This window comes from Pseudomonas sp. PAMC 26793 (assembly GCF_000313235.1).
In the GTDB taxonomy this organism is placed as follows: domain Bacteria; phylum Pseudomonadota; class Gammaproteobacteria; order Pseudomonadales; family Pseudomonadaceae; genus Aquipseudomonas; species Aquipseudomonas yamanorum.
This window is the reverse complement of sequence record NZ_AMXG01000051.1, coordinates 79,529-104,293: the sequence shown is the minus strand read 5'-3', so window position 1 is coordinate 104,293 and position 24,765 is coordinate 79,529. Positions and strand designations below refer to the sequence as shown.

17 protein-coding genes and 1 pseudogene are annotated in these 24,765 nt (G+C 61.4%); 10 read left to right on the top strand and 8 right to left on the bottom strand.

Annotated features, from left to right (window positions below; genetic code table 11):
- Nucleotides 1-92: 92 nt before the first annotated feature.
- Complete coding sequence (locus D109_RS0127300) at nt 93-1,493, bottom strand: DHA2 family efflux MFS transporter permease subunit (RefSeq protein WP_017479691.1); 1,401 nt, start codon at nt 1,491-1,493, stop codon at nt 93-95.
- A 146-nt stretch (nt 1,494-1,639) separates the two neighbouring features.
- Here D109_RS0127300 and D109_RS0127295 point away from each other — a divergent pair, with 146 nt between their 5' ends.
- Nucleotides 1,640-2,491, top strand: coding sequence for a DUF1989 domain-containing protein (locus D109_RS0127295; protein WP_017479690.1), 852 nt, complete (start codon nt 1,640-1,642; stop codon nt 2,489-2,491).
- 29 nt (nt 2,492-2,520) lie between these two features.
- On the opposite strand, the gene D109_RS0127290 is transcribed toward D109_RS0127295, so the two are convergent.
- The 4 genes from D109_RS0127290 to D109_RS0127275 are packed head-to-tail and all read right to left on the bottom strand — an operon-like array spanning nt 2,521 to nt 6,995.
- Nucleotides 2,521-3,498, bottom strand: coding sequence for an ABC transporter permease (locus D109_RS0127290; RefSeq protein ID WP_017479689.1), 978 nt, complete (start codon nt 3,496-3,498; stop codon nt 2,521-2,523).
- Nucleotides 3,495-4,487, bottom strand: coding sequence for an ABC transporter permease (locus tag D109_RS0127285; protein ID WP_017479688.1), 993 nt, complete (start codon nt 4,485-4,487; stop codon nt 3,495-3,497). The genes D109_RS0127290 and D109_RS0127285 overlap by 4 nt, the downstream gene beginning before the upstream one ends.
- The gene (locus D109_RS0127280; RefSeq protein ID WP_017479687.1) at nt 4,474-6,009 is read right to left on the bottom strand and encodes a sugar ABC transporter ATP-binding protein; all 1,536 of its coding nucleotides are present in this window, start codon (nt 6,007-6,009) and stop codon (nt 4,474-4,476) included. The genes D109_RS0127285 and D109_RS0127280 overlap by 14 nt, the downstream gene beginning before the upstream one ends.
- The gene (locus D109_RS0127275; protein ID WP_017479686.1) at nt 6,009-6,995 is read right to left on the bottom strand and encodes a sugar ABC transporter substrate-binding protein; all 987 of its coding nucleotides are present in this window, start codon (nt 6,993-6,995) and stop codon (nt 6,009-6,011) included. The genes D109_RS0127280 and D109_RS0127275 overlap by 1 nt, the downstream gene beginning before the upstream one ends.
- Nucleotides 6,996-7,260: 265 nt before the next feature.
- On the opposite strand from D109_RS0127275, the gene D109_RS0127270 reads away from it, so the two are divergent.
- The 6 genes and pseudogenes from D109_RS0127270 (at nt 7,261) to D109_RS1000000133355 (ending at nt 16,433) form a co-directional block, all read left to right on the top strand.
- Nucleotides 7,261-7,647 (top strand): cupin domain-containing protein, encoded by a 387-nt coding sequence (locus D109_RS0127270; RefSeq protein ID WP_017479685.1) that lies wholly within the window; start codon nt 7,261-7,263, stop codon nt 7,645-7,647.
- Nucleotides 7,648-7,715: 68 nt separating this feature from the next.
- A complete protein-coding gene (locus D109_RS0127265) occupies nt 7,716-8,126 on the top strand; it encodes a DUF3757 domain-containing protein (protein WP_017479684.1) in 411 nt (136 codons plus the stop codon).
- Between the two features lie 224 nt (nt 8,127-8,350).
- Nucleotides 8,351-9,592, top strand: a complete 1,242-nt coding sequence (gene mexE / locus D109_RS0127260) for a multidrug efflux RND transporter periplasmic adaptor subunit MexE (RefSeq protein WP_026078251.1) — start codon at nt 8,351-8,353, stop codon at nt 9,590-9,592.
- A 15-nt stretch (nt 9,593-9,607) separates the two neighbouring features.
- Nucleotides 9,608-12,787: an efflux RND transporter permease subunit gene (locus D109_RS0127255; RefSeq protein WP_017479682.1), complete on the top strand. Its 3,180-nt coding sequence runs from the start codon at nt 9,608-9,610 to the stop codon at nt 12,785-12,787.
- Nucleotides 12,784-14,199 carry an efflux transporter outer membrane subunit gene (locus tag D109_RS0127250; protein WP_017479681.1) on the top strand — a complete coding sequence of 472 codons (1,416 nt, stop codon included), beginning with the start codon at nt 12,784-12,786 and terminating at the stop codon, nt 14,197-14,199. Before D109_RS0127255 ends, D109_RS0127250 begins: the two co-directional genes overlap by 4 nt.
- Nucleotides 14,200-14,880: 681 nt before the next feature.
- Nucleotides 14,881-16,433 (top strand): annotated as a pseudogene (locus D109_RS1000000133355) (IS3 family transposase).
- Between the two features lie 367 nt (nt 16,434-16,800).
- Here D109_RS1000000133355 and D109_RS0127235 read toward each other — a convergent pair.
- The 3 genes from D109_RS0127235 to D109_RS0127225 form a co-directional block, all read right to left on the bottom strand.
- On the bottom strand, nt 16,801-18,501 hold the full coding sequence (locus D109_RS0127235) for an aspartate:alanine exchanger family transporter (protein WP_017479678.1): 1,701 nt from the start codon (nt 18,499-18,501) through the stop codon (nt 16,801-16,803).
- A 69-nt stretch (nt 18,502-18,570) separates the two neighbouring features.
- A complete protein-coding gene (locus D109_RS0127230) occupies nt 18,571-20,001 on the bottom strand; it encodes a glutamate decarboxylase (RefSeq protein WP_017479677.1) in 1,431 nt (476 codons plus the stop codon).
- A 176-nt stretch (nt 20,002-20,177) separates the two neighbouring features.
- Nucleotides 20,178-21,200 carry an AraC family transcriptional regulator gene (locus tag D109_RS0127225; RefSeq protein WP_017479676.1) on the bottom strand — a complete coding sequence of 341 codons (1,023 nt, stop codon included), beginning with the start codon at nt 21,198-21,200 and terminating at the stop codon, nt 20,178-20,180.
- A 168-nt stretch (nt 21,201-21,368) separates the two neighbouring features.
- Between D109_RS0127225 and efeU the strand changes: the two genes are divergently transcribed.
- The 3 genes from efeU to efeB are packed head-to-tail and all read left to right on the top strand — an operon-like array spanning nt 21,369 to nt 24,752.
- Nucleotides 21,369-22,217, top strand: coding sequence for an iron uptake transporter permease EfeU (gene efeU, locus D109_RS0127220; protein WP_026078249.1), 849 nt, complete (start codon nt 21,369-21,371; stop codon nt 22,215-22,217).
- Nucleotides 22,218-22,227: 10 nt separating this feature from the next.
- Complete coding sequence (efeO, locus tag D109_RS0127215) at nt 22,228-23,430, top strand: iron uptake system protein EfeO (protein WP_017479674.1); 1,203 nt, start codon at nt 22,228-22,230, stop codon at nt 23,428-23,430.
- A 14-nt stretch (nt 23,431-23,444) separates the two neighbouring features.
- On the top strand, nt 23,445-24,752 hold the full coding sequence (efeB, locus tag D109_RS0127210) for an iron uptake transporter deferrochelatase/peroxidase subunit (protein ID WP_026078248.1): 1,308 nt from the start codon (nt 23,445-23,447) through the stop codon (nt 24,750-24,752).
- Nucleotides 24,753-24,765: the final 13 nt, after the last annotated feature.

The following is a 24,765-nucleotide window of genomic DNA, read 5'->3' as shown; positions in this document are numbered from 1 at the left end:
CTGCGTCTGTACGTCGCCGCAGAGTGATGCGGAGGACTCGAACCGTCCAATATTCAATAGGTGTTGCTTCATACCTCGCAGGTATCGTGGGTTCACTTGCGTTGCAGCACTGACTCCCCGGCCTGGGGCGGCAGCCGCAGGTTATCCAGCAGCGCCACGCCGGCAATCACCGCGACCAACAGAAACGTCAGCTGGAAATCGGCGGTGGCGGCCTGCCCGGTATTGCCGTGAAAACTCATGGCAAAACGTAACAACAGCGCGCCAATCGCCACGCCCATGGCCATGCTCAGCTGGAAAAACAGGCTGAACAAGGTTGAAGCATCACTCATCTGCGCCTTGGGTATATCGGCGAACCCCAGGGTGTTGAACAATGTGAACTGCATGGAGCGTGACAGGCCGCCCACGAACAGAATGAACAGGATCAGCGCCCAGCTCATGCGCTCATCCAGCAATGCACAGGCGGCAATCGCCAGTACGCCAAGAATGCCGTTGATCATCAGCACCGGGCGAAAACCCCAACGCTGCATCACCCAGGTGGTGAACGGCTTCATCGCCAGGTTGCCAGCAAATACCGCGAGCACCAGCAACCCCGCATCGAAGGCAGAAAGGCCGAACGCCAGTTGAAACATCAAGGGCAGCAGGAACGGCAAGGTACTGATGGCCACCCGGAAAATCGACCCGCCACACAGGCACACACTGAAGGTGCGCACACTCACCACCCCCAGCGCCAGTAATGGCTGGGCATGTCGGCGCATATGGCGCCAGGCAAAGGCACCGAGCATCAAACCGGCACCGCAGAGCAAAAGGCCCTGCAACAAGTTGCCACGGCTTTGCCCGAGCAGTTCCACGCCGTACAACAGCGCTGCGCTGGCGACGCCCACCAGCAGGAAACCGCTGAAATCGAAGGTGCGGGCAGTGACCTCGTCATGCTTGGGGATCAACATCAGCGTGGCGATCAACGCCAGCAGGCCCAGTGGCAGGTTGAGGTAGAAAATCCATGGCCAGGACGCGTGGGTGACGATAAACCCGCCCACCGGCGGCCCGAGTATCGGCGCCACCAGGCCGGGCCAGGTGATAAATGAAATCGCCCGCACCAGGTCTTTTTTCTCGGTGCTACGCAGCACCGCCAGGCGCCCCACCGGCACCATCATCGCCCCACTGATACCCTGCAACACGCGCGCGGCGACGAAGGTTTGCAGGCTGTCACTCCACCCGCACAGCAACGACGAGACACTGAACAGCACAATCGCCGAACCGAATACCCGCCGCGAACCGAAGCGGTCCGCCAGCCAGCCGCTGATGGGAATGAACACCGCGACGGCCAGCATGTAGGCGCTCATGCCGATATTCACGTCCACCGCCCCCACCCCGAAGGTTTTGGCGATGTCCGGCAGCGCGGTGGCGATCACCGTGGCGTCCAGGTTTTCCATGAAGAAGGTGACGGCGACCAACAAGGCAATCAAGGTTGAGCGGCGTTGGGAGGTCGACGTCATTGCTGTTCACTCAGGGTTTCGAACCGGTACTTTATCAATAAGCGATTTTTTTCAGGCGCGCCTCTGAACTTTATTTCCCTGCTGGACAACACTTGGCACGATAGACGCTTGCGTAGCCTCCCATTCCCTTGAAAAGAGGTCCCACCATGTACAAGGATTATCCAGCGGCCTACCAAGTCAGCAAAGGCGCTGCCTTGCAGGTCGACAAAGCCTTCTATGACCGCGTGCGCGAGTCCCGGGATGGGCGCACCCTGATCGAGCAGTTCGACGTGCCGATCCGCACCGGCCGCGCCTGGAAAGTACCGGCCGGCCATGTATTCCGCGTGACCACGCCGGTCGGCCCGCAGGTGGGTGACTTCAACGTGTGGAATGCCAATGACCCCCGCGAACGCATGTGGGCATCGCGTACTCGCCAGCTGCAAGGCGCTCACGTCACCACCTACGACCGCCTGTGGTCGAACCTCCCATTTTTGCGGCCGATGGTCACTATCACCGACGACAGCCTGGCCGACTATGGCATCGACGAGCACGGCGGGCGCCTGCACGATTTGCTCGGCACGCGCTGCGATCCCTACGTGAACAAGATGCTCACCGGCGAAGACTTCCACCACCACTGCCATTCCAACCTGACTCGCGCTGTACTGCCCCATGGCCTGACCGAGTTCGACGTGCACGATGTGCTGAACATCTTCCAGTGCACCGGCCTCAATCACGACGATATGTACTTCATGAAAGCCTGCCCGGCCAAACAGGGCGACTACCTGGAGTTTTTTGCCGAAATCGACCTGCTGTGCGCCCTTTCCACCTGCCCCGGTGGCGACCTGTCGCTGCCGATGTGGGGGCCGGACGCGGAAGACCCGCTGAAGGTCTGCCGTCCGTTGGGAGTGGAAATCTACCGCCTCGACGACGCGCTGCTGGAAGGCTGGAAACAGCCCGAGCGCGCGGCCTATAACGGCAACCATGGCCTGTTGATTCCCAAGGCTGACTGGGAAAAGTAATCGCCGGATTGAACCCTGGGGCGCGCGCCTCAGGTGTTCTGGGCGATCCTGCGGCTGATAAAACTGAAAGCCAGCACCACAAAAATCAGCACGCCGGTGGCCACCTGTTGCCAGTAGAAATTCCAGCCGATCAACAACAAGCCGTTGGCGATCACATTGATAAACAACACCCCCAGCAGCGTGCCCGGAATATTCGCCCGGCCCTGGCGGTTCAACGTGGTGCCGATAAACACCGCGCCAATCGCATTCAGCAAGAATGCATTGCCCGACAGCGGCACATAAGCGCTCACCGTCGAACTCAGCAGAATCCCCGCTACCCCGCACGCCAGCGCCGCCGCCAGCACCGTGATGGTGACGATGCGCCGAACCGATAACCCCGAGTAATACGCCAGCAGCGGCTGGGTGCCCCGGGCCAGCAGTTCGCGCCCCAGGCGCCCACGGGCCAGCAGCAGGCCGTAGACCACTGCCAATACCAGCACGACCAGCAACGGCAACGGCACACCCAACGGGCTGACACTCGCCAACTCCGGCTTGAAACCCTGGGCGATGTAGATCGGCTGGCCGCCGTCCGAGAGCAACTGCTGGGCACTGGTACCGATAAACAAGGTGCCCAGGGTGGCCAGGAACGGGCTGATCCGCAGACCCGCGATCAAGCCGGCATTGAACAGCCCTACCAGCAGCCCGGCAGCCAACGCACCGGCAATCGCAACACCCAGCCCGTGCCCGGCGTTAAGTAACACCACAAAGCTGAAGCTGGTAAAGTCCAGCGCGGTGCCCACCGACAGGTCGATGCCACCGGCCGCCACCGCGTAGGTCATGCCGATGGCGACAATCGCCAGCAGCACGAAGTTGTTCAGCACCAGGCTTTTCAAGTTGCCGCCACTGAGAAACCCCGGTGCCTGCCAGGCAAACACCACGACGATGGCCACGAACACCAACGGCAACGTCAGGGGCAACAGCGAACGCCGGCCGCCACCACGCGCTTGTAGCGTTGAAACCTGACTCATGAAGGCTCTCCCCGGTTCAATGCACTGGAAGCCGCGACCACCAGCAAAATCAGCACGCCCTGCACACCGTTGACCCAGAAGCTCGACAGGTTGAGCAGTTGAAACCCGTTGATCAAAAAGCCGATCAGCAAGGTTGCGAGCAAGGTGCCGGGAATGCTCGCCACCAGTCGCCGGGAGAACACCACCCCGAGAAAGGCAATCGCCACCACCGATAGCAGCATGTCGCCGGAGCCGGTGGTGCTGCCGCTGAAAAACGCCGCTGAACACAAGGCCGCCACGGCCGCACCCCCCCCCGACAGCAGATAGCTGGAAAGCACATACGCCGGCACTCGAATCCCGGCGGCCTCGGCGGCGTGCGGGTACTCCCCGACGGCATGCAGACGCAGTCCGTAGGCGGTGTGCTGGATCAGCAACGTCAGCACGAAGCCTGTCACCAGCAACACCCAGGCGAGTGCCGGCACGCCCAGCCAGGTCCCGCCGCTGAGCAGGTCGAGCAACGGTGAGTCGGTGGAAACCACCGTATTTTCGGTCAAGACCAGTTCCAGCCCGGCCAGCACATTCATGCTTGCCAGGGTCGCGAGCAACGGTGGCAAACGCAGTATCACCACGGCCAGGCCATTGAGCAGGCCGACCGCCAGGCCGCAGCCCAAGGTCAGCAGCAGGCTGGCCCAAAGGTCGAGACCGGCATTATTGAGTCGGCTGAACACCGCAGCGCACAACCCCAGGTTGGCCGCCAGCGACAGGTCAAGCCCGCCGGATACCACGTTGGAGCCGCCGCCGATGATCACGCAGGTCAGGCCGAAGGCAAGCACCCCCAGGATGGCCGACTGGCTGAACACATTGGCGATATTGCCCACCGACAGGAAGTTTGGCGCGGCCACTGCAAACCCCAGCAGGATCGCCAGGAACACACCCACCGAAGCTCGCCGCAACAACAGCACCCACAACCGTTGGGACAACCCCGGCGCAGCCGTTTCAAGCAGGGACATGCGCCACCTCCCGATTCATCGGCACGGTTACCGTGGGCGGCACAGCCCCCGTGGCACACGCCAGCAGTTGATCGCTGTCCGCCTCACCGGCCAGGAACTCGCCGGCAATCTCGCCTCGATGCAATACCAGAATGCGGTCGCAAATTCCCAGCAGCTCGGGCAAGTCCGAAGACAGCACCAGCACCGCAGCGCCCTCTTCCACCAGACGCCCGATCAAGCGATAAATTTCGACTTTGGCACCGATGTCTACCCCCACGCACGGCTCGTCCAGCAGGTAAACCGCCGAACGGCGGCTCAGCCATTTGCCCAGGGCGACTTTCTGCTGGTTACCGCCGCTGAGTTGGCTGACGGCGGCCTGCGGCCCCGGCGCCTTGATCGCCAGTTCGTCGATCAGCCGCAGGCTTTCGGCCTGCTCCTGGCGCTGGTTGAGCAAACCCCAGCGGCTGAAACGCCCAAGCCCGGCCAGGGTCAGGTTTTCCAGCACCGAGAGCAGCGGCGAAATTCCTTGGCTGCGGCGCTCTTCCGGCACCAGGGCAATCCCTTGGGCGATGGCGTCACCAGGTGAACGCAGGCGCAACAAACGGCCTTCCAGGTGGATGCTGCCGCTGTCGGCATGCACGACGCCAAACAGGGTCTTGAGCAAGTCCTTGGCACCCGACCCGACCAGCCCGGTCAAGCCGACGATTTCGCCTCGGCGCAGCTCCAGGTCGATCTCCCGGTAACGCCGGGCCAGGCTCAGAGACCGCACCTGCAGCAACGGCTCACCCAGTTCGACCTGAACCTTGGGATACATGTCCTGCACCTCGCGGTTGACCATCAACCGCGCAATCTGCGCGCTGGAGGTATCCCGTGGCTTCACCACCGCCACATCGCGGCCATTGCGCAACACCGTCACCTCATCGCACAGGCTGTCGATTTCCTGCAGGTAATGAGAGATATAGAGGATCGACAAACCCTGGTCCCGCAGGCGCTTGACGATCCGCAGCAACTGGTCGACCTCACGCTTGACCAACGCCACGCTGGGCTCGTCGAACACCAGGATCTTCGGCTGGCGAATCAATGCCCGAGTGATTTGCAGCACCTGGCGCTCGGCGCTGTTCAGCTCGCCGACCAACGCGCCGGCCGGCAGTTGCAGTTCAAAATATTCCGCCAGCAGACGCTCGGCCTCGCGCTGCTGCCGGCGCCGATCCACAAACGGACCACGGCGTAATTCATGCCCGAAAAACAACGCCTCGCCCACGGTAAAACTCGCTGGCAACAGCCGCTCCTGATGGATGAACTGCACGCCCAGCGCGTCCACCTGGCGCGGCGACAGCGCGGCATATGCCTGGCCATCAATGCTCACCTGCCCCGAGTCCGCCGCGTGGATACCCGCCAGGATCTTGATCAAGGTCGACTTACCGGCCCCGTTCTCGCCCACCAGACCGTGAATGGTGCCGCGTTCGACTTTCAGGCTCGCATCATCCAGCGCCACGGTGGCGCCAAAACGTTTGTGCAGGTGCTGCAAGTGCAACGCGGCCATCAATCACCCCGCAGTTGCTGGACCTGCGCCAGGTTGGCAGCCGTGGTCAGCAGCGTCGCTACGTGAGTTTCCTTGGGCAGGTCACGCTGCCCGGCCAGGTAACGGGCCACGTTCTGCACCGCAGTCTTGCCGATCAGTGCCGGCTGCTGGGCGACCACCGCGCCCACCGGCGAATTGGCCTGGCCGAGCAGCTCCAGCACTTCCGGCGTGCCGTCCACACCGTAGGTCTTGATTTCGGTGCGCTTGGCATCGATCAACGCCTTGCTCGCCCCCAGTTGCGGAATGTCCCACGCCGCCCAGATCGCCGAGACACTCCCGGCCGGGTACTTGTTGAGCAACGCCGACACCTGGGAATAGGCATCCTGCACGGTGTTGGGGATCACATCCCGCAACTCCGGCTCGATGATTTCCAGTTGCGGATGGTCCTTGAGCGCGAGCTTCAACTGGTCGTAGCGAATCGCGCACACCGGCACGCCGTAGAAGCCGTTGAACACCAGAATCTTGCCCTTGCCGCCAGCGTCCTTGATCAGTTGATCGGCCAGGGCCTTGCCGGTGGCGACGTTATCCGAGGTGGTGTTGTTGAGGCTGTACTGCGAAGGCGCATCAATGGTGAACAGCGGGATGCCGGCCTTGCTGATGCGCTTGAGCCACGGGTCGATCACGCTGAGGGTGCCGAGGGTCTGGATCACCGCATCGGGCTTCTGGGTGACCACGGTTTGCAGCTGGGTCACCAGGTTCTTGTCATTGCGCCCGGCGTCGAGGGTGATGGGCGTGCCGCCGAGGCGCTTGATCTCGTCGACCTGGGCCTGGAATGCCTTGATATCGAAATAGTGACTGGTGCCGGTCATGCTCACGGCAATGCGCTTGCCGGCCAGGGACGGCACTGCATCGTCGCCCTCGGCGGCCTGGGACAGCGCGGCATGGCCCAGCAACAGCGCTGCGCCAAGCCAGATGAAACGGGAACGCGAGAAAAAAGTGCAAGGCATACAAGGCTCCGCTGAGCGACGGGTGAAAGGGTTCACCTGTGTGTATTGCAGAGCCCATGCCACAAATTACTTTCAATAAAATCAATGCGATAAAAACAACGGGCGATGTTGTGCTGTCTCGAGCAAACCACAACTGTTCGACTGCTGTTGCACAGCCAACAGTTGCACGCCCCCAGGACCGTCGCGCGCTGCACGATCATTCAATATCCGGCCGGCCGTTGGGCCTAACTTAAGGCTCCAATGTCCTGAAACCCTGGAACCTACAATGCCTGCTAGCCAAGCTTCGACGAATTACGCTTCGATCAACTTCGCCCAGAAGTACGCCCTGTTCAGCGAGCAATGGGCGCCCAAGGTCGTCGCGCAGATGAACGACTACCAGTTCAAGGTGGTGAAGATTGAAGGTGACTTCATCTGGCACGACCATGCCGACACCGATGAAACCTTTATCGTCCTGGAAGGCACGCTGCGCATCGACTTCCGCGACGGCGCGGTGACCATCGGCCAAGGGGAAATGTACGTGGTGCCAAAAGGCGTCGAGCACAAGCCGCACGCGTTGGGTGAGGTGAAGTTGCTGTTGATCGAGCCCTGCGGTGTGTTGAACACCGGCGCCGAAGGTGGAGAGCGTACGGCAATCAACGACGTGTGGATTTAGCACCCTCCCGCGTTGCCTGTTTGGGCTAGTCTTCACCTCACTGTTTCTCCAGGCCAGGAGCACGCGTGATGAACAGGCAGCTCAAGATAACCTCAGTCCTCGTGATGACCCTGATGGCGTTGGCGGGCAACGCCTACGCCGGCACGGGCGCCTGCCCGCCCACCGATGCCCTTAAAGACGCGTTCAAAAAGACGCCGACCGGGGAAGTGGTCGTCTACACCGCGTCCGGCCCGGGCGGTCAGCAATGGACCGGGCAAAACCCGATGACAGAGCAGAAAGACCTGCACCAGGTCCACTTCGAAAAGGCGGTGATCCAAAGCAGCCAGGGTCAGTCGTCCGTGGCATGCCACTACCTGGATCAGAACCATGAGCCGGTGAGCATGACCCTGAAAAACCCGGTCAATGCCAAGCCCGTTGGCAGCGCATGGGCAGGCAACGAATGCACGGCAACCAACCCGGCGCTCTGCACCTTTGAATAGCCAGCACGCCGACAGTTTGTGGGGCGCACTGTTCCTTGCATCCTGCGCAACAGTCCTTTGTCATCAATCGCATTGATAGCTCCCTAACGAAACCTGCATGCTAGAGGGCTCGCTTTACGCTTATATCATTCCGAATGATAGTTACCTTTGTTTCATTCGATTCGTGAGATAGCACCCTGCCGAGCATGATCCGCCCATCTTAAATACATTGGCGGATGCACCTCATGGAACAGTCACTCAAACATTTGCGCTATCCCTTGGCCATTTTGGCCGTGATGGTGATGAGCGCCTGCGGCAAGGCGCCGGAGCAAGCGGCCGCCATGCCACCAAGCCACGTCAGCGTGGCCAAGGTGCTGGAACAACCGGTCAACGAATGGGACGAATTCACCGGCCGCCTCGAAGCGCCGGAAACCGTGGAGATCCGTCCGCGGGTGTCGGGCCAGATCGATCAGGTCGCCTTCACTGAAGGCGCGCTGGTCAAGAAAGGCGACCTGCTGTTCCAGATCGACCCTCGCCCATTCCAGGCTGAGGTGCGCCGCCTCGAAGCACAACTCGCACAAACCAAGGCCGCCGCCACCCGCAGCGATAACGAAGCCCAACGCGGCGAACGCCTGCGCCAGAGCAATGCGATCTCCGCCGAACTGGCCGACTCGCGCACCACCGCCGCCCAGGAAGCCCGCGCCGCTGTTGCCGGGATCCAGGCGCAGTTGGACCTGGCCAAGCTGAACCTGAGCTTCACCCGTGTCACCTCGCCCATCAGCGGCCGTGTCAGCCGTGCCGAGATCACCGCCGGCAACCTGGTGACCGCCGATGTCACCGCGCTGACCAGCGTGGTCTCCACCGACAAGGTCTACGCCTACTTCGACGCCGATGAGCGTGTGTACCTCAAGTACACCGAACTCGCGCGCCAGGGTCGCCGTGGCGCTACCACCCCGGTGTACCTGGGCCTGTCCAATGAAACCGGCAACCCGCACCTGGGCCAGATGAACTTCGTCGACAACCAGGTCAACCCGGCCACCGGCACCATTCGCGGTCGCGCCGTGTTTGATAACAGCAAGGGCGAATACACCCCTGGCCTGTACGCCCGCTTGAAGCTGGTGGGCAGCGGCACCTACTCCGCCGTGCTGATCAGCGACGAAGCCGTGGGCACCGACCTGGGCAAGAAATTCGTACTGGTGATGGACGGCGACAAGCCGGCCTATCGCGCCGTGGAACTGGGGCCGAAGATCGAAGGCTTGCGCATCGTGCGCAGCGGCCTGACCAAGGACGACACGATCATCGTCAAGGGCTTGCAGCGCGTTCGCCCGGGATCGCCGGTGGCGCCGGAAACCATCCCGATGGCCAGCAAGGAAACCCTCGCCGCCTTGGCACAACAACGACAAGCGCTTGAAGCCAGCAACCTGGAGCAAGTGGCGCCGGATAAAGCCGCGCCCAAGCTCGCCAGTGTCGCGACTCCACGCGGTTAAGGGATACGACTCAAGATGAATTTTTCCAAGTTCTTCATTTCGCGGCCGATCTTCGCAGCGGTGCTGTCGCTGTTGATCCTGATCGCCGGCGCGATTTCACTGTTCCAGCTGCCGATCAGTGAATACCCGGAAGTGGTACCGCCGACCGTCGTGGTCCGTGCCAACTTCCCGGGCGCCAACCCCAAGGTCATCGGTGAAACCGTGGCCGCGCCCCTGGAGCAAGCCATCACGGGCGTCGAGAACATGCTGTACATGTCTTCGCAATCGACCGCCGACGGCAAGCTGACCCTGACCATCACCTTCGCCCTGGGCACCGACCTGGACAACGCGCAGGTGCAGGTGCAGAACCGGGTAACCCGGACTCAGCCCAAACTGCCCGAGGAAGTGACGCGCATCGGTATTACCGTGGACAAGGCCTCTCCCGACCTGACCATGGTGGTGCACATCACCTCCCCCGATCAGCGCTACAACATGCTGTACCTGTCCAACTACGCGATCCTGAATATCAAGGATGAGCTGGCACGCCTGGGCGGCGTGGGTGACGTGCAGCTGTTCGGCATGGGCGACTACTCCCTGCGTGTGTGGCTCGATCCGAACAAGACCGCCTCGCGCAACCTGACCGCCACCGATGTGGTGACGGCCATCCGCGAACAGAACCGCCAGGTAGCGGCCGGTGCACTGGGCGCGCAACCTGCGCCGACTGACACCAGCTTCCAGCTGTCGGTCAACACCCAGGGCCGACTGGTCACTGAGGAAGAGTTCGAGAACATCGTCATCCGTGCCGGGGCTAACGGCGAAATCACGCGCCTGAAAGACATCGCGCGGGTTGAGCTGGGTTCCAGCCAGTACGCCCTGCGCTCGTTGATCGACAACCAACCGGCCGTGGCGATCCCGATCTTCCAGCGCCCGGGCTCCAACGCCATCGACATCTCCAATGAAGTACGCGCCAAGATGGCGGAGCTGAAACAGAGCTTCCCGGAGGGCATGGATTACCGCATCGCCTACGACCCTACCGTGTTTGTGCGGGGTTCCATCGAGGCCGTGGTTCACACCTTGTTTGAAGCACTGATCCTGGTGGTGCTGGTGGTGATCCTGTTCCTGCAGACCTGGCGCGCATCGATCATTCCGCTGGTGGCAGTGCCGGTATCGTTGATCGGTACCTTTGCGGTGATGCACCTGTTTGGCTTCTCGCTCAACGCGCTGTCGCTGTTCGGACTGGTGTTGGCGATTGGTATCGTGGTGGACGACGCCATCGTGGTGGTGGAGAACGTCGAGCGCAACATCGAGCTTGGACTGGAACCGTTCCCGGCCACCGAAAAGGCCATGAGCGAAGTGACTGGCCCGATCATCGCGACCGCGTTGGTACTGTGTGCGGTGTTTATTCCAGCGGCCTTTATCAGCGGCTTGACCGGCCAGTTCTATAAGCAGTTCGCCTTGACCATTGCGATCTCGACGGTGATTTCGGCGTTCAACTCGCTGACCCTGTCGCCCGCCCTGGCAGCGGTCTTGCTCAAAGGCCACAACGCACCGAAAGACGGCTTCTCCAGGTTCCTCGACAAGATGCTGGGCGGCTGGTTGTTCAAACCGTTCAACCGCTTCTTCGACAAGGCCAGCCATGGTTACGTCGGCACCGTACGCCGGGTGATCCGCGGCAGTGGCATCGCGCTGTTCCTGTATGCCGGCCTGATGGTCCTGACCTGGATGGGCTTTGCCCACACGCCGACCGGTTTCGTACCGGCCCAGGACAAGCAATACCTGGTGGCCTTCGCACAATTGCCGGACGCCGCGAGCCTGGACCGCACCGAAGACGTGATCAAGCGCATGTCCGACATCGCCATGAAACAACCCGGCGTGGAAAGCGCGATTGCCTTCCCTGGCTTGTCGATCAACGGTTTTACCAACAGCCCGAACAACGGCATCGTGTTCGTGACCTTGAAGCCGTTCGATGAGCGTAAGGACCCGAGCCTGTCTGCCGGTGCGATTGCCGGTGCACTGAACGGCAAGTACAGCAGCATCCAGGAAGCCTACATGGCGATCTTCCCACCGCCGCCGGTACAGGGCCTGGGTACGATCGGCGGGTTCCGCCTGCAGGTCGAAGACCGTGGCAACCTGGGTTACGACGAGCTGTACAAAGAAGTGCAGAACATCATTACCAAGAGCCGTGGCGTGCCTGAGTTGTTCGGCCTGTTCACCAGCTACACGGTCAACGTGCCCCAGGTCGATGCTGCCATCGACCGCGAAAAGGCCAAGACCCACGGCGTGGCGATCAGCGACATCTTCGACACCCTGCAGATCTACCTGGGTTCGTTGTATGCCAACGACTTCAACCGCTTCGGGCGCACCTATCAGGTCAACGTGCAGGCTGAGCAACAGTTCCGCCAGGATGAAGACCAGATCGGCCAGCTGAAAGTGCGCAACAACAAAGGCGAGATGATCCCGCTGGCGACCTTCATCAAGGTCAGCGACACCTCCGGCCCGGACCGCGTGATGCACTACAACGGCTTCATCACGGCCGAGATCAACGGCAACGCCGCACCGGGCTACAGCTCCGGCCAGGCCCAGGCGGCGATCGAGAAACTGTTGAAAGACGAACTGCCCAACGGCATGACCTACGAGTGGACCGACCTGACCTATCAGCAAATCCTCTCGGGCAACACCGCGCTGTTCGTGTTCCCGCTCTGCGTACTGCTGGCGTTCCTGGTACTGGCCGCCCAATACGAAAGCTGGAGCCTGCCACTGGCGGTGATCCTGATCGTACCGATGACCCTGCTGTCGGCCATCACCGGGGTGATTATCTCCGGCGGCGACAACAACATCTTTACCCAGATCGGCCTGATCGTACTGGTGGGCCTGGCGTGTAAGAACGCGATTCTGATCGTCGAGTTCGCCAAGGATAAACAGCAGGAAGGCCTCGACCCGCTCGCTGCGGTACTGGAAGCCTGCCGTCTGCGTCTGCGGCCGATCCTGATGACCTCGTTTGCCTTCATCATGGGTGTGGTGCCGCTGGTGATGTCCAGCGGTGCCGGTGCCGAGATGCGTCATGCCATGGGTGTGGCGGTGTTCTCCGGGATGATCGGCGTGACCTTCTTCGGTCTGCTGCTGACGCCAGTGTTCTATGTACTGATCCGCCGGTTTGTTGAACGCGGTGAAGCGCGCAAAGCAGCCAAGGCCTTGAAGCTGGAGACACAGCAATGAGCGTGAAAGTATTTTTGCCGAGCTTGCTGGTACTGGCGCTGAGCGCCTGTGCCGTGGGCCCGGACTATAAAACCCAGCCACTGGAGGCGGCCAACGTAACGGCCGCCGCCGACGCCAAGCAGTACGACCACGCGAAGTTCGAAGGCATCTGGTGGCAGCAGTTCGAGGACCCGACCCTTAACCAGTTGGTGACTCAATCCCTGAACGGTAACCGTGACCTGCGGGTGGCATTTGCCCGCCTGCGGGCAGCCCGGGCGATTCGTGACGACGCCGCCAATGACGTGATGCCGGTGATCACCAGCCGCGCCAGCAGCGACGTGGGCAAAGGCCAGATCCCGGGCCAGACCACTAAACGTGTCAACAGCGAGCGTTATGACCTGGGCCTGGACATGGCCTGGGAAGTGGACTTGTTCGGGCGGATCCGCCGCAACCTGGAGGCCAGCGACGCTGACCAACAGGTTGCCGAGGCCGACCTGTATCAACTGCAAGTCACCATGATTGCCGAATTGGTGGACGCTTACGGTCAACTGCGGGGCGCGCAACTGCGCGAGAAAATCGCGGTGGCCAACCTGAAGAACCAGGAAGACTCGCGCGGCATCACCGTCAGCCTGCGGGATGCCGGTGTGGGTGATCAGCTCGATGTGGTGCGGGCCGATGCGCGGCTGGCGGCTGTAGAAGCCAGTGTGCCGCAGCTGCAGGCTGAGGAAGTGCGCGAGCGTAATCGCATCGCTACCCTCCTCGGCCAGCGTCCGGACAAGTTGACCGTGGACTTGAGCCCGAAAGATTTGCCGGCGATTGCCAAGGCCTTGCCGATTGGTGATCCGGGGCAACTGTTGCAACGTCGTCCGGACATTCTCAGTGCCGAGCGTAAGTTGGCAGCGGCCACGGCGCGGATTGGGGTGGCCAAGGCTGATCTGTTTCCGCGGGTGAGCCTCAGTGGGTTCCTCGGGTTTACCGCTGGGCGGGGTTCACAGATTGGTTCGGCGGCGGCGAATGCGTGGTCCCTGGGGCCGAGCATTACCTGGGCGGCGTTTGACCTGGGCAGTGTGCGGGCAAGGTTGCGTGGTGCGGATGCCGAGGCGGATGGTGCTCTGGCGAGCTATGAGCAGCAGGTGTTGCTGGCGCTGGAAGAATCGGAGAACGCCTTCAGTGATTACGGTAAACGCCAGCAGCGGTTGGTTTCGCTGATTCGTCAGAGTGAGTCGAGCCGGGCTGCTGCGGATCTGGCGGAGATTCGTTACCGCGAAGGGACGGTGGATTTCCTGGTGTTGCTGGACGCGCAACGTGAGCGTTTGGCTGCCGAGGATTCGCAGGCTCAGGCCGAGGTGGATCTGTATCGGGGGATTGTCGCGATTTACAAGGCGTTGGGGGGTGGGTGGCAGCCGAGTACCACCATTGCCAGTGCCAAGTGATGTGATTTAAAGAGCTCCTTTGGTTGGTCGCATCCAGCCAATTTTTAGCCCCGTGCCGTCATTCGGTCGCGGGGGTTTTTTTTGGCTCGTTTGTGGTGGGTACATATCCGTTATTTCGGTCAGGGCTGCTATTGGTTCCGCTCTTACAGCGGCTCACTTTTGAAGAGCGCAAAAGTAAGCAAAACGCTCTTGCCCCACCACTCGGCACCTCGCTTGGGCTCGGTGTGCCCTCCGGCTTTGGACCGTGGGCCGCCGTCATGGGCCATCCTTGGCCCAGGACGGCTAACCCTGCGTCCTGCCGGGTTACCCACGCTCCAAAGCCTGCGTTCGGCCAGCGTGGTTTAACGGGGCGCCTAAGATCAAATCAAAACCAGAGCACAGCGGCCTCCCGGCCGGCTTGAGTGTTGAAGAGCCAAATCAAAATCTAAAGCGGTCACGGTCCAAATGTGGGAGCGGGCTTGCTCGCGAAGGTCGTTAACGATGACGTTGGCATTCTGGATGAACGCGCCGCCCTCAAGTTTTTCGCGAGCAAGCCCGCTCCCACAGAAAAGCAGCTCTGCTTTCGCTCTGGTTTTTGCTTTTGCTCTTCAACACTCAAGCCGGCCGGGAGCCCCCGGTGTCAGGGTAGTTGTCGTGTCTCCCATTTTTTAAAAAACATTCCGGGGCGGCAAGAGCGTGGTCATGCCTTTCTACTCAGAAGAACGCAAAGCTGCGCTGCTAAAAATGATGCTTCCGCCCCTGAACCTCTCGGCGGCGGAGGTTGCTCGCCGCGAGGGTTGCAGTGATATGTCTCTCCATTATTGGCGCAAACAAGCCGCTGCCAGAGGAACGCAATTGTCCGACGCCAAACAACCTGTTGAGAATTAGTCAGCCGAATCCAAAATGGCGGTCATCATAGAAACAGCAGCTTTGTCAGAGCTGGAACTGGGTGAGTACTGCCGGCGCAAAGGGATTTTTCCTGAGCAAATCACTGATTGGCGCAATGCATTTATCGCCAGTAGCACCCAGCAAACAAAGGTTAAAAATGTAAACACCAGCCAGTCGAAGAACGATAAAAACCGTATCCGCGAGCTTGAACGCGAACTGCGGCGCAAGGATGCGGCATTGGCGGAGACGGCGGCGTTACTGGTGTTGCGAAAAAAGCTCAATGCCTACTGGGGGAGCGACGACGAGGGCAGCTGACCTTGTTGCCAGAACGGTATTTACTCGTCGGTTGGCTCAATGAAGCCATCGCGGCGGGCGCCCGCAGGGCGCCTGCTTGTCTGGAGGTCGGCATTTCGCTACGAACGCTGCAACGCTGGAGTTTGCCTGAAGAAATGCTGGCAGATGGGCGTACCACAACGGTAAGACCTGCGCCCAGCAACGCGCTCAGTGAGTTCGAGCGCCAGGCCATCGTGGCGCTGTGCAACAGCAAGGTATACGCGCACCTGCCACCGAGTCAGATCGTGCCGCAACTGGCAGACGAGGGGCGTTATGTGGCCTCAGAAGCGACGTTTTATCGTGTGTTGCATGCCGCTGGCCAGCAGCAGCATCGTTCGCGTGCCAAGCGGCCCCATCGTCATCAGGCACCCACCACTTATGCAGCGACTTCTGCTAATCAGGTGTGGTCGTGGGACATCACGTACTTGCCGTCACCCGTTCGCGGGAAGTTTTACTACCTTTATCTGATCGAGGATATCTACAGCCGAAAGGCGGTGGGCTGGGAAGTTTACGACGTAGAAAGTGGTGAAAAAGCAGCGGTATTACTGCAACGAAGCGTGACCCAGGAAAAGTGCTGGCGCCAGCCGCTGGTGCTGCACTCCGACAACGGCGCGCCGATGAAGTCGGTGACCCTGCTGACCAAGATGTACGATCTGGGCATCACGCCATCGCGTGGTCGACCGCGGGTCAGCAACGACAACCCGTACTCGGAATCACTGTTCAGGACACTGAAATATTGCCCGCAGTGGCCGCTAGGTGGTTTTAACAGCCTGGATGATGCGCGTGTTTGGGTGAGGGATTTTATGACCTGGTACAACACCGAGCATCGTCATAGCCGAATCCGTTTTGTGACACCGGCTCAACGTCACGAGGGAAAAGATCAGGAAATCCTGGCCCGGCGCGACGCAATCTATGGGCAGGCTAGAGAAAGAAGACCGGAACGTTGGTCAGGTGAGACACGCAACTGGAAACCAGTCGGAACGGTATATCTGAACCCCGAAAGGGAGCTGACAGTGAGCATCAAGGTCGCGTAGCACCACGGTGGACGCGACAACTACCTTGAAAAACGCCGGGAGGCCGCTGTGCTCTTGATCTTGCTTTTGATCTTGATCTGCGGGCCCCGTTAACCACGATGGCCGCAAGTAGGCACGGTGGAGCGTGTAAATCGGCAGGGATGCCGATTTAGCCGCGCCGGGCCATGGATGGCCCGTCGCGGCGGCCCGCGGAATCGGGCCGGAGTGCGGGCATGCCGAGCCTAGGCGAGGCACCGAGTGGTGGGGCAAAGACCTTTTGGTTACTTTTGGCTGGGCCGGCATTCCGGGCGTTTGCCAAAAGTGACCCGCTGTAAGAGCGGAACCATAAGCCGCCGTTACCGCAGCAACGGATATGTACCCAATACAGCTACCGCGCAAGCACCATGGCAAAATACCCAAACACCGTGAGCAAAATCCCCGACACCGCATACGCCACCGGAAACCCAATCCACGGCACCGTACTATCAATTTCCTTGGCCGCCTCCCGCGCAGGCCCCGAGTGACTCCGCGCCCCCGCAACACCGCCCATGAGAATCGCCGGATTAATCTTGAACACATGAAACCCCACAGCCCAAACAATAAACGGTGGAATCGTGCAAGCCACAAACCCAAGCAAAAAGATCTTCAACGCAATGATCGCGCTGATCTGCGAAACCAGATTGGCCCCGGCATTCACCCCCACGATCGCGACAAAGAAAATCAGTCCCATGTCCTCGAGAATGTTGCGCGCCGCATTCGGCGTATTCCCAAAAAACCGCACCCGCGACACCAGCGACGAGACGATAATCCCCGACACCAGCAACCCACCCGCATTCCCCAGGCCCACCGCCGCCCCGAACGCCGGCACTTGAATCAGGCCGATCAGCAACCCCAGCACCATGCCCAACGACAGCGTGAGCAAATCGGTCGCCGTACTCGGCCGCCCCGCCTTGCCCAGTAACGCCGTGGCCTTGTCGATAGCACTGCGCAAGCCAATCAAGTGCATCACATCCAGACGCTGCAACCGCGTTTCCAGCCCCACCGGAATCGGTGCCCCTCCCCGCTCAATCCCCACCAACTGCACCTGCCCGGCAATCGGCGACTGGCTGAATTCCTTGAGCGCCTTGCCCACTGCATTCTTGTGGGTCACCAGAATCACCGCTTCATCCAGCGGTATATTCAGGGCCCGGGCATCCGGCACCTCCGGCCCGATCAGGCCCATGTGGTCGGTCAGTGCATCCAGGCTGCCACCCAGGGCAATCACATCGCCCAACTGCAACACCAATGTCGGATCGGCTCCCAGCAACTCGTCGCCACGCTCGATGTTCTCGATCTGGTACAGCGCAAAGCGCTGGCGAAACTGCGCGATGCTTTGTCCTACCAGCTCCGGGTTTACCAGGCGATAAGCCCGCAGATCAAACGGTCGATAGCCGCTGAGCCCGGCATCGTCGACGTTCGGCACGCCGTGCTCCACCTCAAACTCTTTGGCGGCCTTGCGCGCATCCACGCCCCACCAGCGCGGCAGGTATTTGCAGATCAAAATGATCCCGACTGTGCCCCAGATATAGGTGATGCCGTAGGACAGCGCGATCATCGCCGTGGCCGCTGCCGCCGTGGTGCCCGGCGGCAGTGGCACCACGCCCGAGGTGATGGCCTGTTCGGCGGAACCAATGGCCGCCGACATGGTTTGCGAACCGGCGAGAATCCCGCCTGCCGCGCCTACCGGCAGGGACAGCAGCCGCACGCCGAGCACCACGATGCCCAGCCCCAGGAACGAGGACAGAATCGCCAGGAAGGTAAACTTCAGGCCATCGCCCTTGAGGCTGTTGATGAACGAAGGCCCGACCCGCAACCCGACGCCGTACATGAACAGGTAATAAAACAGGCTCTTGGTGAAGTTATCGAGTTCGAAATGCACGCCGTAGTACGACGCCCAGGTCGCAATCGCGCAGCCGATCACAATGGCCCCGGCCACCGCGCCCAGGCCGTAGCCCTTGATGGTGCCGCGCCCTACCCAGACGGACAGGCCAACCACCAGGAACAGCAGGATGTAAGGGTTGTCGTGCAGGAAAGTAAAGAAGGCAGTCACGATGATTCGTACCTGGCGATGCAACGCTAAAGGTACCGGGCCGCGAGGCCCGGTGAGTGTTCAGTGCGTTCAGTCGAGGTTCGGGGTGTCGGCCGGGATGACCGGGTCGGCGATGGCGCCATGGCTGAAGCTGGGGCCCGCGTCGGAATGCTCCACCGGGTTTTTCTGCAGGTAGGCAACGGCCTTGCGCAGGTCCTCCAGCAGCAACGCCACCAGGTCACGACTCACGCCATGCCGCACCAGGATGCGCTGTACCACGATGTTCTGACGGTCGGACGGCAACGGGTAAGACGCAATCTGCCAGCCGCGCATGCGCACACGCTCCGACAGGTCGTAGAGGCTGAAGCCGTGGTCTACGCCGTCCTTGAGCTTGTAGCAGACCGCCGGCAGCCCGTCCTTGCCGTCGTACACCAGTTCCAGTGGGGCGAACTGGGCGATTTCCGATGCCAGCCACTGCGCCGTATCGGAGCACGCCTGTTGAATACGGGTGTAGCCGTCACGCCCGAGCCGCAGGAAGTTGTAGTACTGGGCGATGATTTCACCGCCGGGCCGGCTGAAGTTCAGGGCAAAGGTCGCCATGTTGCCGCCCAGGTAGTCGACGTAGAAAATCAGCTCTTCCGGCAGGTCTTCAGTGGAGCGCCAGATCACCCAGCCCACGCCAAGCGGCGCCAGGCCGTACTTGTGGCCGGAAGCGTTGATCGACTTGACGCGCTCGATCATAAAGTCCCATTGCAGCTCTTGCTGAATGAACGGGGCGATAAACCCACCGCTCGCCGCGTCGACATGAATCGGAATATCCAGGCCAAGATCGCGTTGCATCGAGTCCAGCTCGGCCGCCAAGGCGGCGACCGGTTCGTAGATCCCGGTAAAGGTCACGCCCAGGGTCGCCACCACGCCAATGGTGTTCTCGTCGCAATATTCCCGCAGGTCGGCCGGGCGCAGGCCTAATGCATCACCACGCAACGGCACTTCGCGGATTTCCACATCGAAATAGCGGGCGAATTTCTTCCAGCAAATCTGCACCGGACCACACACAAAGTTCGGTTTGTCGGTGGGCAACCCCGCCGCTTCCCGGCGTTTTTTCCAGCTCCACTTAAGGGCCAGGCCACCGAGCATCGCCGCTTCGCTGGAGCCCGTGGTGGAACAGCCAACGGTTTGCCAGGACTTCGGCGCGTGCCACAGGTCGGCAATGATGTGCACGCACCGGTTTTCAATCTCGGCCGTCTGCGGGTACTCGTCCTTGTCGATCATGTTCTTGTCGAGGGCGTCGGCCATCAACTGCTGCACTTCGGGCTCGACCCAGGTGGTGCAGAAGGTCGCCAGGTTTTGCCGGGAATTGCCGTCCAGCAGCAGTTCGTCGCGCACCAGGTTGTAGGCGGCGGACGGCGTGGTCGAGTGGTCCGGAAGGCGATATTTGGGCAGCTTGTGCTGGGCGGAGCCACTCGAATAGACGTCTTCGATGGCTTGGTCCTGAGTCTCTACGGTTCTGTGAAGTGCCATGAAATCCTGCTCTTGAATGAGGGAAATGGCGTAGACGTTGATCGCGACAAATGCCGATCAGGCTGCGTCAGGAAACGAACGATGGAGCGGTGGCGCCGAATATCACACCCATGGAGGCACAGGTAAGTGAGCCAGGTCATTAAAGCCGTGGATAGTCAGTGCAGCCTGGCAGTGACCTATTGGCTCAGTGCTTCGTTCAATATCAGGCTGCGATAGTGTCCGGGGTTGGAGCCCGACCACTTGCGAAACGCCTTGTAGAACGAGCTGGCATCGGCAAACCCCAGCCGCATGGCGATCTCGGCAAAGCTGATGTCGGCGTCTGCCAGCCAGACGATCGCCAATTCCTTGCGCACGCTGTCCTTGAGGCCCTGGTAGGTCTGCCCTTCTTCCGCCAGGCGCCGGCGCAGGGTCGAGGCCGACATGCACAGTGAAGCGGCCAGGCCTTCGGTTTCCGGCCAGGTGTCGGCAGGCATCTGCCGCAGGTCGGTCTTGATGCGGGTGGCGAGGCTGTCCGGGTCGCGGTATTTGACCAGGATGTTGGCGGGCGCGTGGGCCAGGAAACGCTTGAGTTCTTCCGGGCTGCGCTTGATCGGCAGGTCGAGGCAGTCGGCGGAGAAAATCATCCGGGTGCGCGGCCGGTCGAAGCGCAAGTTGTCGGAGAACATCACTTGGTAGTCGTCGCAGAAGTCCGGCGGCGAGCAGCGCAGCTCAATCGCCAGGATCGGAATGCGTCGCCCCGCCAGCCAACAGGCGACGCCGTGGACGATCATCCAGTAGGCGAAGTAGGTGAAGGCCCGCTTCGGTTCGTGCTCTGGCTCCAACAATACGATTTCCGCCAGACTCTGCTGGCGTACCAGTTGCGCCGGCATGCGCTCGAGCATCAGCGACAGGAAGCCCAGGCCGGTTTCCAGCGCGGCGGCCAGGGTCGGTTGTGCCATGGAGGCCCGGCACAGGAATTCCAGGCTGCCGGATTTGAGCTTGCGCGGATCCATGCCAAAGAATTCATCGTCCATGCGCCGTGCCAGCAGGCGCCAGAGGCGCGCGTAAGCCGTTGCCGGAACACGTGCGTTTGGCTGTTCCAGCAGCGCTGGACTGATCCCGACTTTGCTCAACACTTCATCGGTCGCCGCACCCGGCGCGCAGCTCTGCAACAGGGCTTCGCGGACCAGTTGGATGGAAATCGTGTCTTTTTCCGACATGGGGAATGGCGCAATCCGGTGGCTGGGACGATGCCGCGCATTCTAGTGGCGGTTACGGTTTGCCACCATCGTTCAGTCAAGGTTCAGTAAAGGTCAATATTTCTTGTTTAGCAATGAGTATCATTATGTTACAACTTAGCCTCCTATCTAGTGACGATTCGGTGCCGAATGCTTGTTCCTTTTCTCATCATGCTGCGCGAAGGCATAGAAGCCGCCTTGATCGTTGGCATTATTGCCAGCTACCTCAAGCAAACTGGCCGTGGCCAGTACATGCCCGCAGTGTGGATCGGCGTGTTTCTGGCTGCAGCCCTGGCGCTGCTGGTCGGCGGTGGCCTGGAACTGGTGAGTGCCGAATTCCCGCAGAAACAACAGGAACTGTTCGAAGGCATCGTCGGCCTGGTGGCTGTGGGCATTCTCAGCTCCATGGTGTTCTGGATGCGCAAGGTGGCGCGCTCCATCAAGCATTCCCTGCATGAATCCCTTGATCACGCCCTCGCCGGTTCCAAACACCAGGTCACAGCGCTGATCGCCATGGTGTTTTTCGCCGTAGCCCGGGAAGGCCTGGAAACCGTGTTCTTCCTGCTGGCGGTGTTCCAGCAAAGCGAAGGCCCGGGTGCGCCGATTGGCGCCCTGCTCGGCCTGATCCTGGCGATCATCGTCGGCTTCCTGATCTACACCGGCAGCATGCGCCTGAACCTCGGCGCGTTCTTCCGCTGGACCGGGCTGTTCATCCTGGTGGTTGCCGCCGGCATCCTCGCCAACTCGGTACAAGCCCTGCACGAAGCCGGGGTGTGGAACCACCTGCAAACCGTCCTGTTCGATTTCAGCGCGACGCTGCCGATGGATGGCCCGCTGGGCTCGGTGCTGGCCGGCATGTTCGGCTATCAGGACGCCCCGACCGTCAGCACCCTCGGCGCCTACCTGATTTACCTGGTGGTGGCCCTGGTGATGTTCTTCCTGCCCGCGCCGCCCAGCAAGCCGGCTACCCGCACAACTTCTTCCGTTTCCAGCCAGTAAGGACCGCCTCTTGTCCAACCAAACCCCTCAACCGGCTCCGCCGTCCCGCGCCTTGCGCTGGGCGGTGGGCGGCTCGGTGGTCGTGATGATCGCCGCCGGTGGCCTGTTCTACTACGCCTCGCAACTGGCTGCCTCCAAGCGCCAGGCCAACCACAATGAAATCGCGGTGACGATCCATGCCCACAGCTGCGAGCCAAATGCGCTGACGGTGCCGGCCGGACGCGCCAGTTTCCGCATCATCAACCGCTCGGACCGTGCCGTGGAATGGGAAATCCTCGACGGCGTGCTGGTGGTCGAAGAGCGCGAAAACATCGCCCCGGGCCTGAGCCAGGTGATCAACGCCAACCTGCTGCCCGGTGACTACCAGATCACCTGCGGCCTGCTGAGCAACCCACGAGGCACCTTGACGGTGACGCCGACTGCCGAGTCGGACGCGCAAGCCAAGGCCAAGCCGTCGATGGTGGCGTTTATCGGCCCGCTGTCGGAATTCCGCGTGTACCTGAGCAGCCAGGGCAGCGCGCTGGTCAAGGCCGTTACGGCACTTGAGCAGGCCATCGAAGCCGGCGACCTCGCCCAGGCCCAGGCACTTTATGTACCGGCCCGCGAGGCCTACCAGCGTCTGGCCCCGGCCTCGCAACGCCTGGCGGAACTGGACAACGCGATCAACGCCCGCGCCGACTACTTTGAAAAACGCGAGCAGGACCCGGCGTTCAGCGGCTTCCACCGCCTCGAGTACGGCCTGTTCCAGCAACGCAACCTCGACGGCCTGGCGCCGATTGCCCAGCGCCTGGTCACCGATGTGACCAGCCTCAAGCAACAGTTGCTGGCCCAGTCGCTGCCGCCGGAGCAACTGGTGAGCATCGTGGTGCGCAACCTCAACAGCCTGGCCGACGTACGCGCCGCCAGCGGCGAGGAAGAACGCTACAGCCACACCGACCTCAACGGCTTCGCTGCCAACCTGGACGCCGCCCGCAAAGTGGTCGACCTGATGCGTCCGCTGTTGACCAAATCCGCCGCGCAATTGTTGCCGGGGATCGACAGTGCGATCAGCGCCCTCGACGCCGAACTCAACGGTTTGAAAGTCGATGGCCGCTACGCCTCGTATGACAGCGTTACCGCCGATCAGCGCAAGCAGATCGCCGACAAGGCCAAGGCTCTGGCCGTTGCACTCGATGGAATCGACCCCGCCCTTGGCCTTTCCGGCCTGAAGTGAAGACGACCGTAGATATGAGTGATTCAGAACAGTTTTCATCCCAGCGCCGTCGTGTATTGCTGGGCATGGCCGCCACCGGCGCCGCGATTGCCGGCAGCAGCCTGAGCTGCCCGGCGATGGCCGCCAACGCTGCCGCGCAAGTCACCACCGCGCCCAGCAGTGAAAAGACCCAGGACCACCACGATTACCGTGGCAAGCACCAGACCGGCATCGTCACCCCGCGCCCGGCCTGCGGCATGCTCGTGGCATTCGACGTGTTGGCCAGCGACCGCGAGGACCTGGAGCGGCTGTTCCGCACCTTGAACGAGCGCATCGCGTTCCTGATGACCGGCGGCACCGTGGTGCAAGTCGACCCGAAACTGCCCCCCACCGACTCCGGCATCCTCGGCCCGGTGGTAACGCCGGACAACCTGACCATCACCGTGTCGGTGGGCGAGTCGCTGTTCGACGAACGCTTCGGCCTGGCCGCGGCCAAGCCCAAGCGCCTGATCCGCATGGTCGGTTTCCCCAACGATGCGCTGGAACCGGCGCAGTGCCACGGCGACCTGAGCCTGCAGTTCAGCTCCAACACCCCGGACACCAATATCCACGCCCTGCGCGACATTGTGAAAAACCTGCCGGACCTGCTGCTGGTGCGCTGGAAACAGGAAGGCAGCGTGCCGCCCCAGGCCCCTGCCCGCCCTGGCGAGCCGGCGCAAAGCGCGCGTAACTTCCTCGGTTTCCGCGACGGCTCGGCCAACCCGAACTCCAACGACAACAAGGCGATGGACCAGATTGTGTGGGTGCAACCGGGCAGTGACGAACCGGCCTGGGCCGCCAATGGCAGCTACCAGGCGGTGCGGATCATCCGCAACTTCGTCGAGCGCTGGGACCGCACGCCCCTGCAAGAGCAAGAAAGCATCATTGGCCGGATCAAGACCAGTGGCGCGCCCATGGATGGCCAGAAAGAAACCCAGGTGCCGGACTACAGCAAGGACCCGGAAGGCAAGTTGACCAAGCTCGATGCCCACATCCGCCTGGCCAACCCGCGCACCCCACAGACCCAGGCCAACCTGATCCTGCGCCGGCCGTTCAACTACTCCAACGGCGTCAACAAAAACGGTCAGCTGGACATGGGGCTGTTGTTCATCTGCTACCAGGCTGACCTGGAGAAAGGCTTTATCAGCGTGCAAACCCGGCTCAACGGCGAGCCCCTGGAGGAATACCTGAAGCCGGTCGGCGGCGGTTATTTCTTCACCTTGCCAGGCGTCACCGGGGACAAGGATTTCATCGGGCGCACGCTGCTTGATGCGACACATCCACACACCACTGCCAAAACCTAAAACAAACCCCAGA

Excerpts from the sequence above, each read along its gene's own strand:
- efeB (WP_026078248.1), top strand. The coding sequence starts at position 23,445 with ATGAGTGATTCAGAACAGTTTTCATCCCAGCGCCGTCGTGTATTGCTG.
- D109_RS0127280 (WP_017479687.1), bottom strand. The coding sequence starts at position 6,009 with ATGGCCGCGTTGCACTTGCAGCACCTGCACAAACGTTTTGGCGCCACC.
- D109_RS0127295 (WP_017479690.1), top strand. The coding sequence starts at position 1,640 with ATGTACAAGGATTATCCAGCGGCCTACCAAGTCAGCAAAGGCGCTGCC.
- D109_RS0127225 (WP_017479676.1), bottom strand. The coding sequence starts at position 21,200 with ATGTCGGAAAAAGACACGATTTCCATCCAACTGGTCCGCGAAGCCCTG.
- D109_RS0127250 (WP_017479681.1), top strand. The coding sequence starts at position 12,784 with ATGAGCGTGAAAGTATTTTTGCCGAGCTTGCTGGTACTGGCGCTGAGC.
- D109_RS0127265 (WP_017479684.1), top strand. The coding sequence starts at position 7,716 with ATGAACAGGCAGCTCAAGATAACCTCAGTCCTCGTGATGACCCTGATG.
- D109_RS0127230 (WP_017479677.1), bottom strand. The coding sequence starts at position 20,001 with ATGGCACTTCACAGAACCGTAGAGACTCAGGACCAAGCCATCGAAGAC.
- D109_RS0127275 (WP_017479686.1), bottom strand. The coding sequence starts at position 6,995 with ATGCCTTGCACTTTTTTCTCGCGTTCCCGTTTCATCTGGCTTGGCGCA.
- D109_RS0127285 (WP_017479688.1), bottom strand. The coding sequence starts at position 4,487 with ATGTCCCTGCTTGAAACGGCTGCGCCGGGGTTGTCCCAACGGTTGTGG.
- D109_RS0127290 (WP_017479689.1), bottom strand. The coding sequence starts at position 3,498 with ATGAGTCAGGTTTCAACGCTACAAGCGCGTGGTGGCGGCCGGCGTTCG.
- efeU (WP_026078249.1), top strand. The coding sequence starts at position 21,369 with ATGCTTGTTCCTTTTCTCATCATGCTGCGCGAAGGCATAGAAGCCGCC.
- D109_RS0127270 (WP_017479685.1), top strand. The coding sequence starts at position 7,261 with ATGCCTGCTAGCCAAGCTTCGACGAATTACGCTTCGATCAACTTCGCC.
- D109_RS0127255 (WP_017479682.1), top strand. The coding sequence starts at position 9,608 with ATGAATTTTTCCAAGTTCTTCATTTCGCGGCCGATCTTCGCAGCGGTG.
- D109_RS0127300 (WP_017479691.1), bottom strand. The coding sequence starts at position 1,493 with ATGACGTCGACCTCCCAACGCCGCTCAACCTTGATTGCCTTGTTGGTC.
- mexE (WP_026078251.1), top strand. The coding sequence starts at position 8,351 with ATGGAACAGTCACTCAAACATTTGCGCTATCCCTTGGCCATTTTGGCC.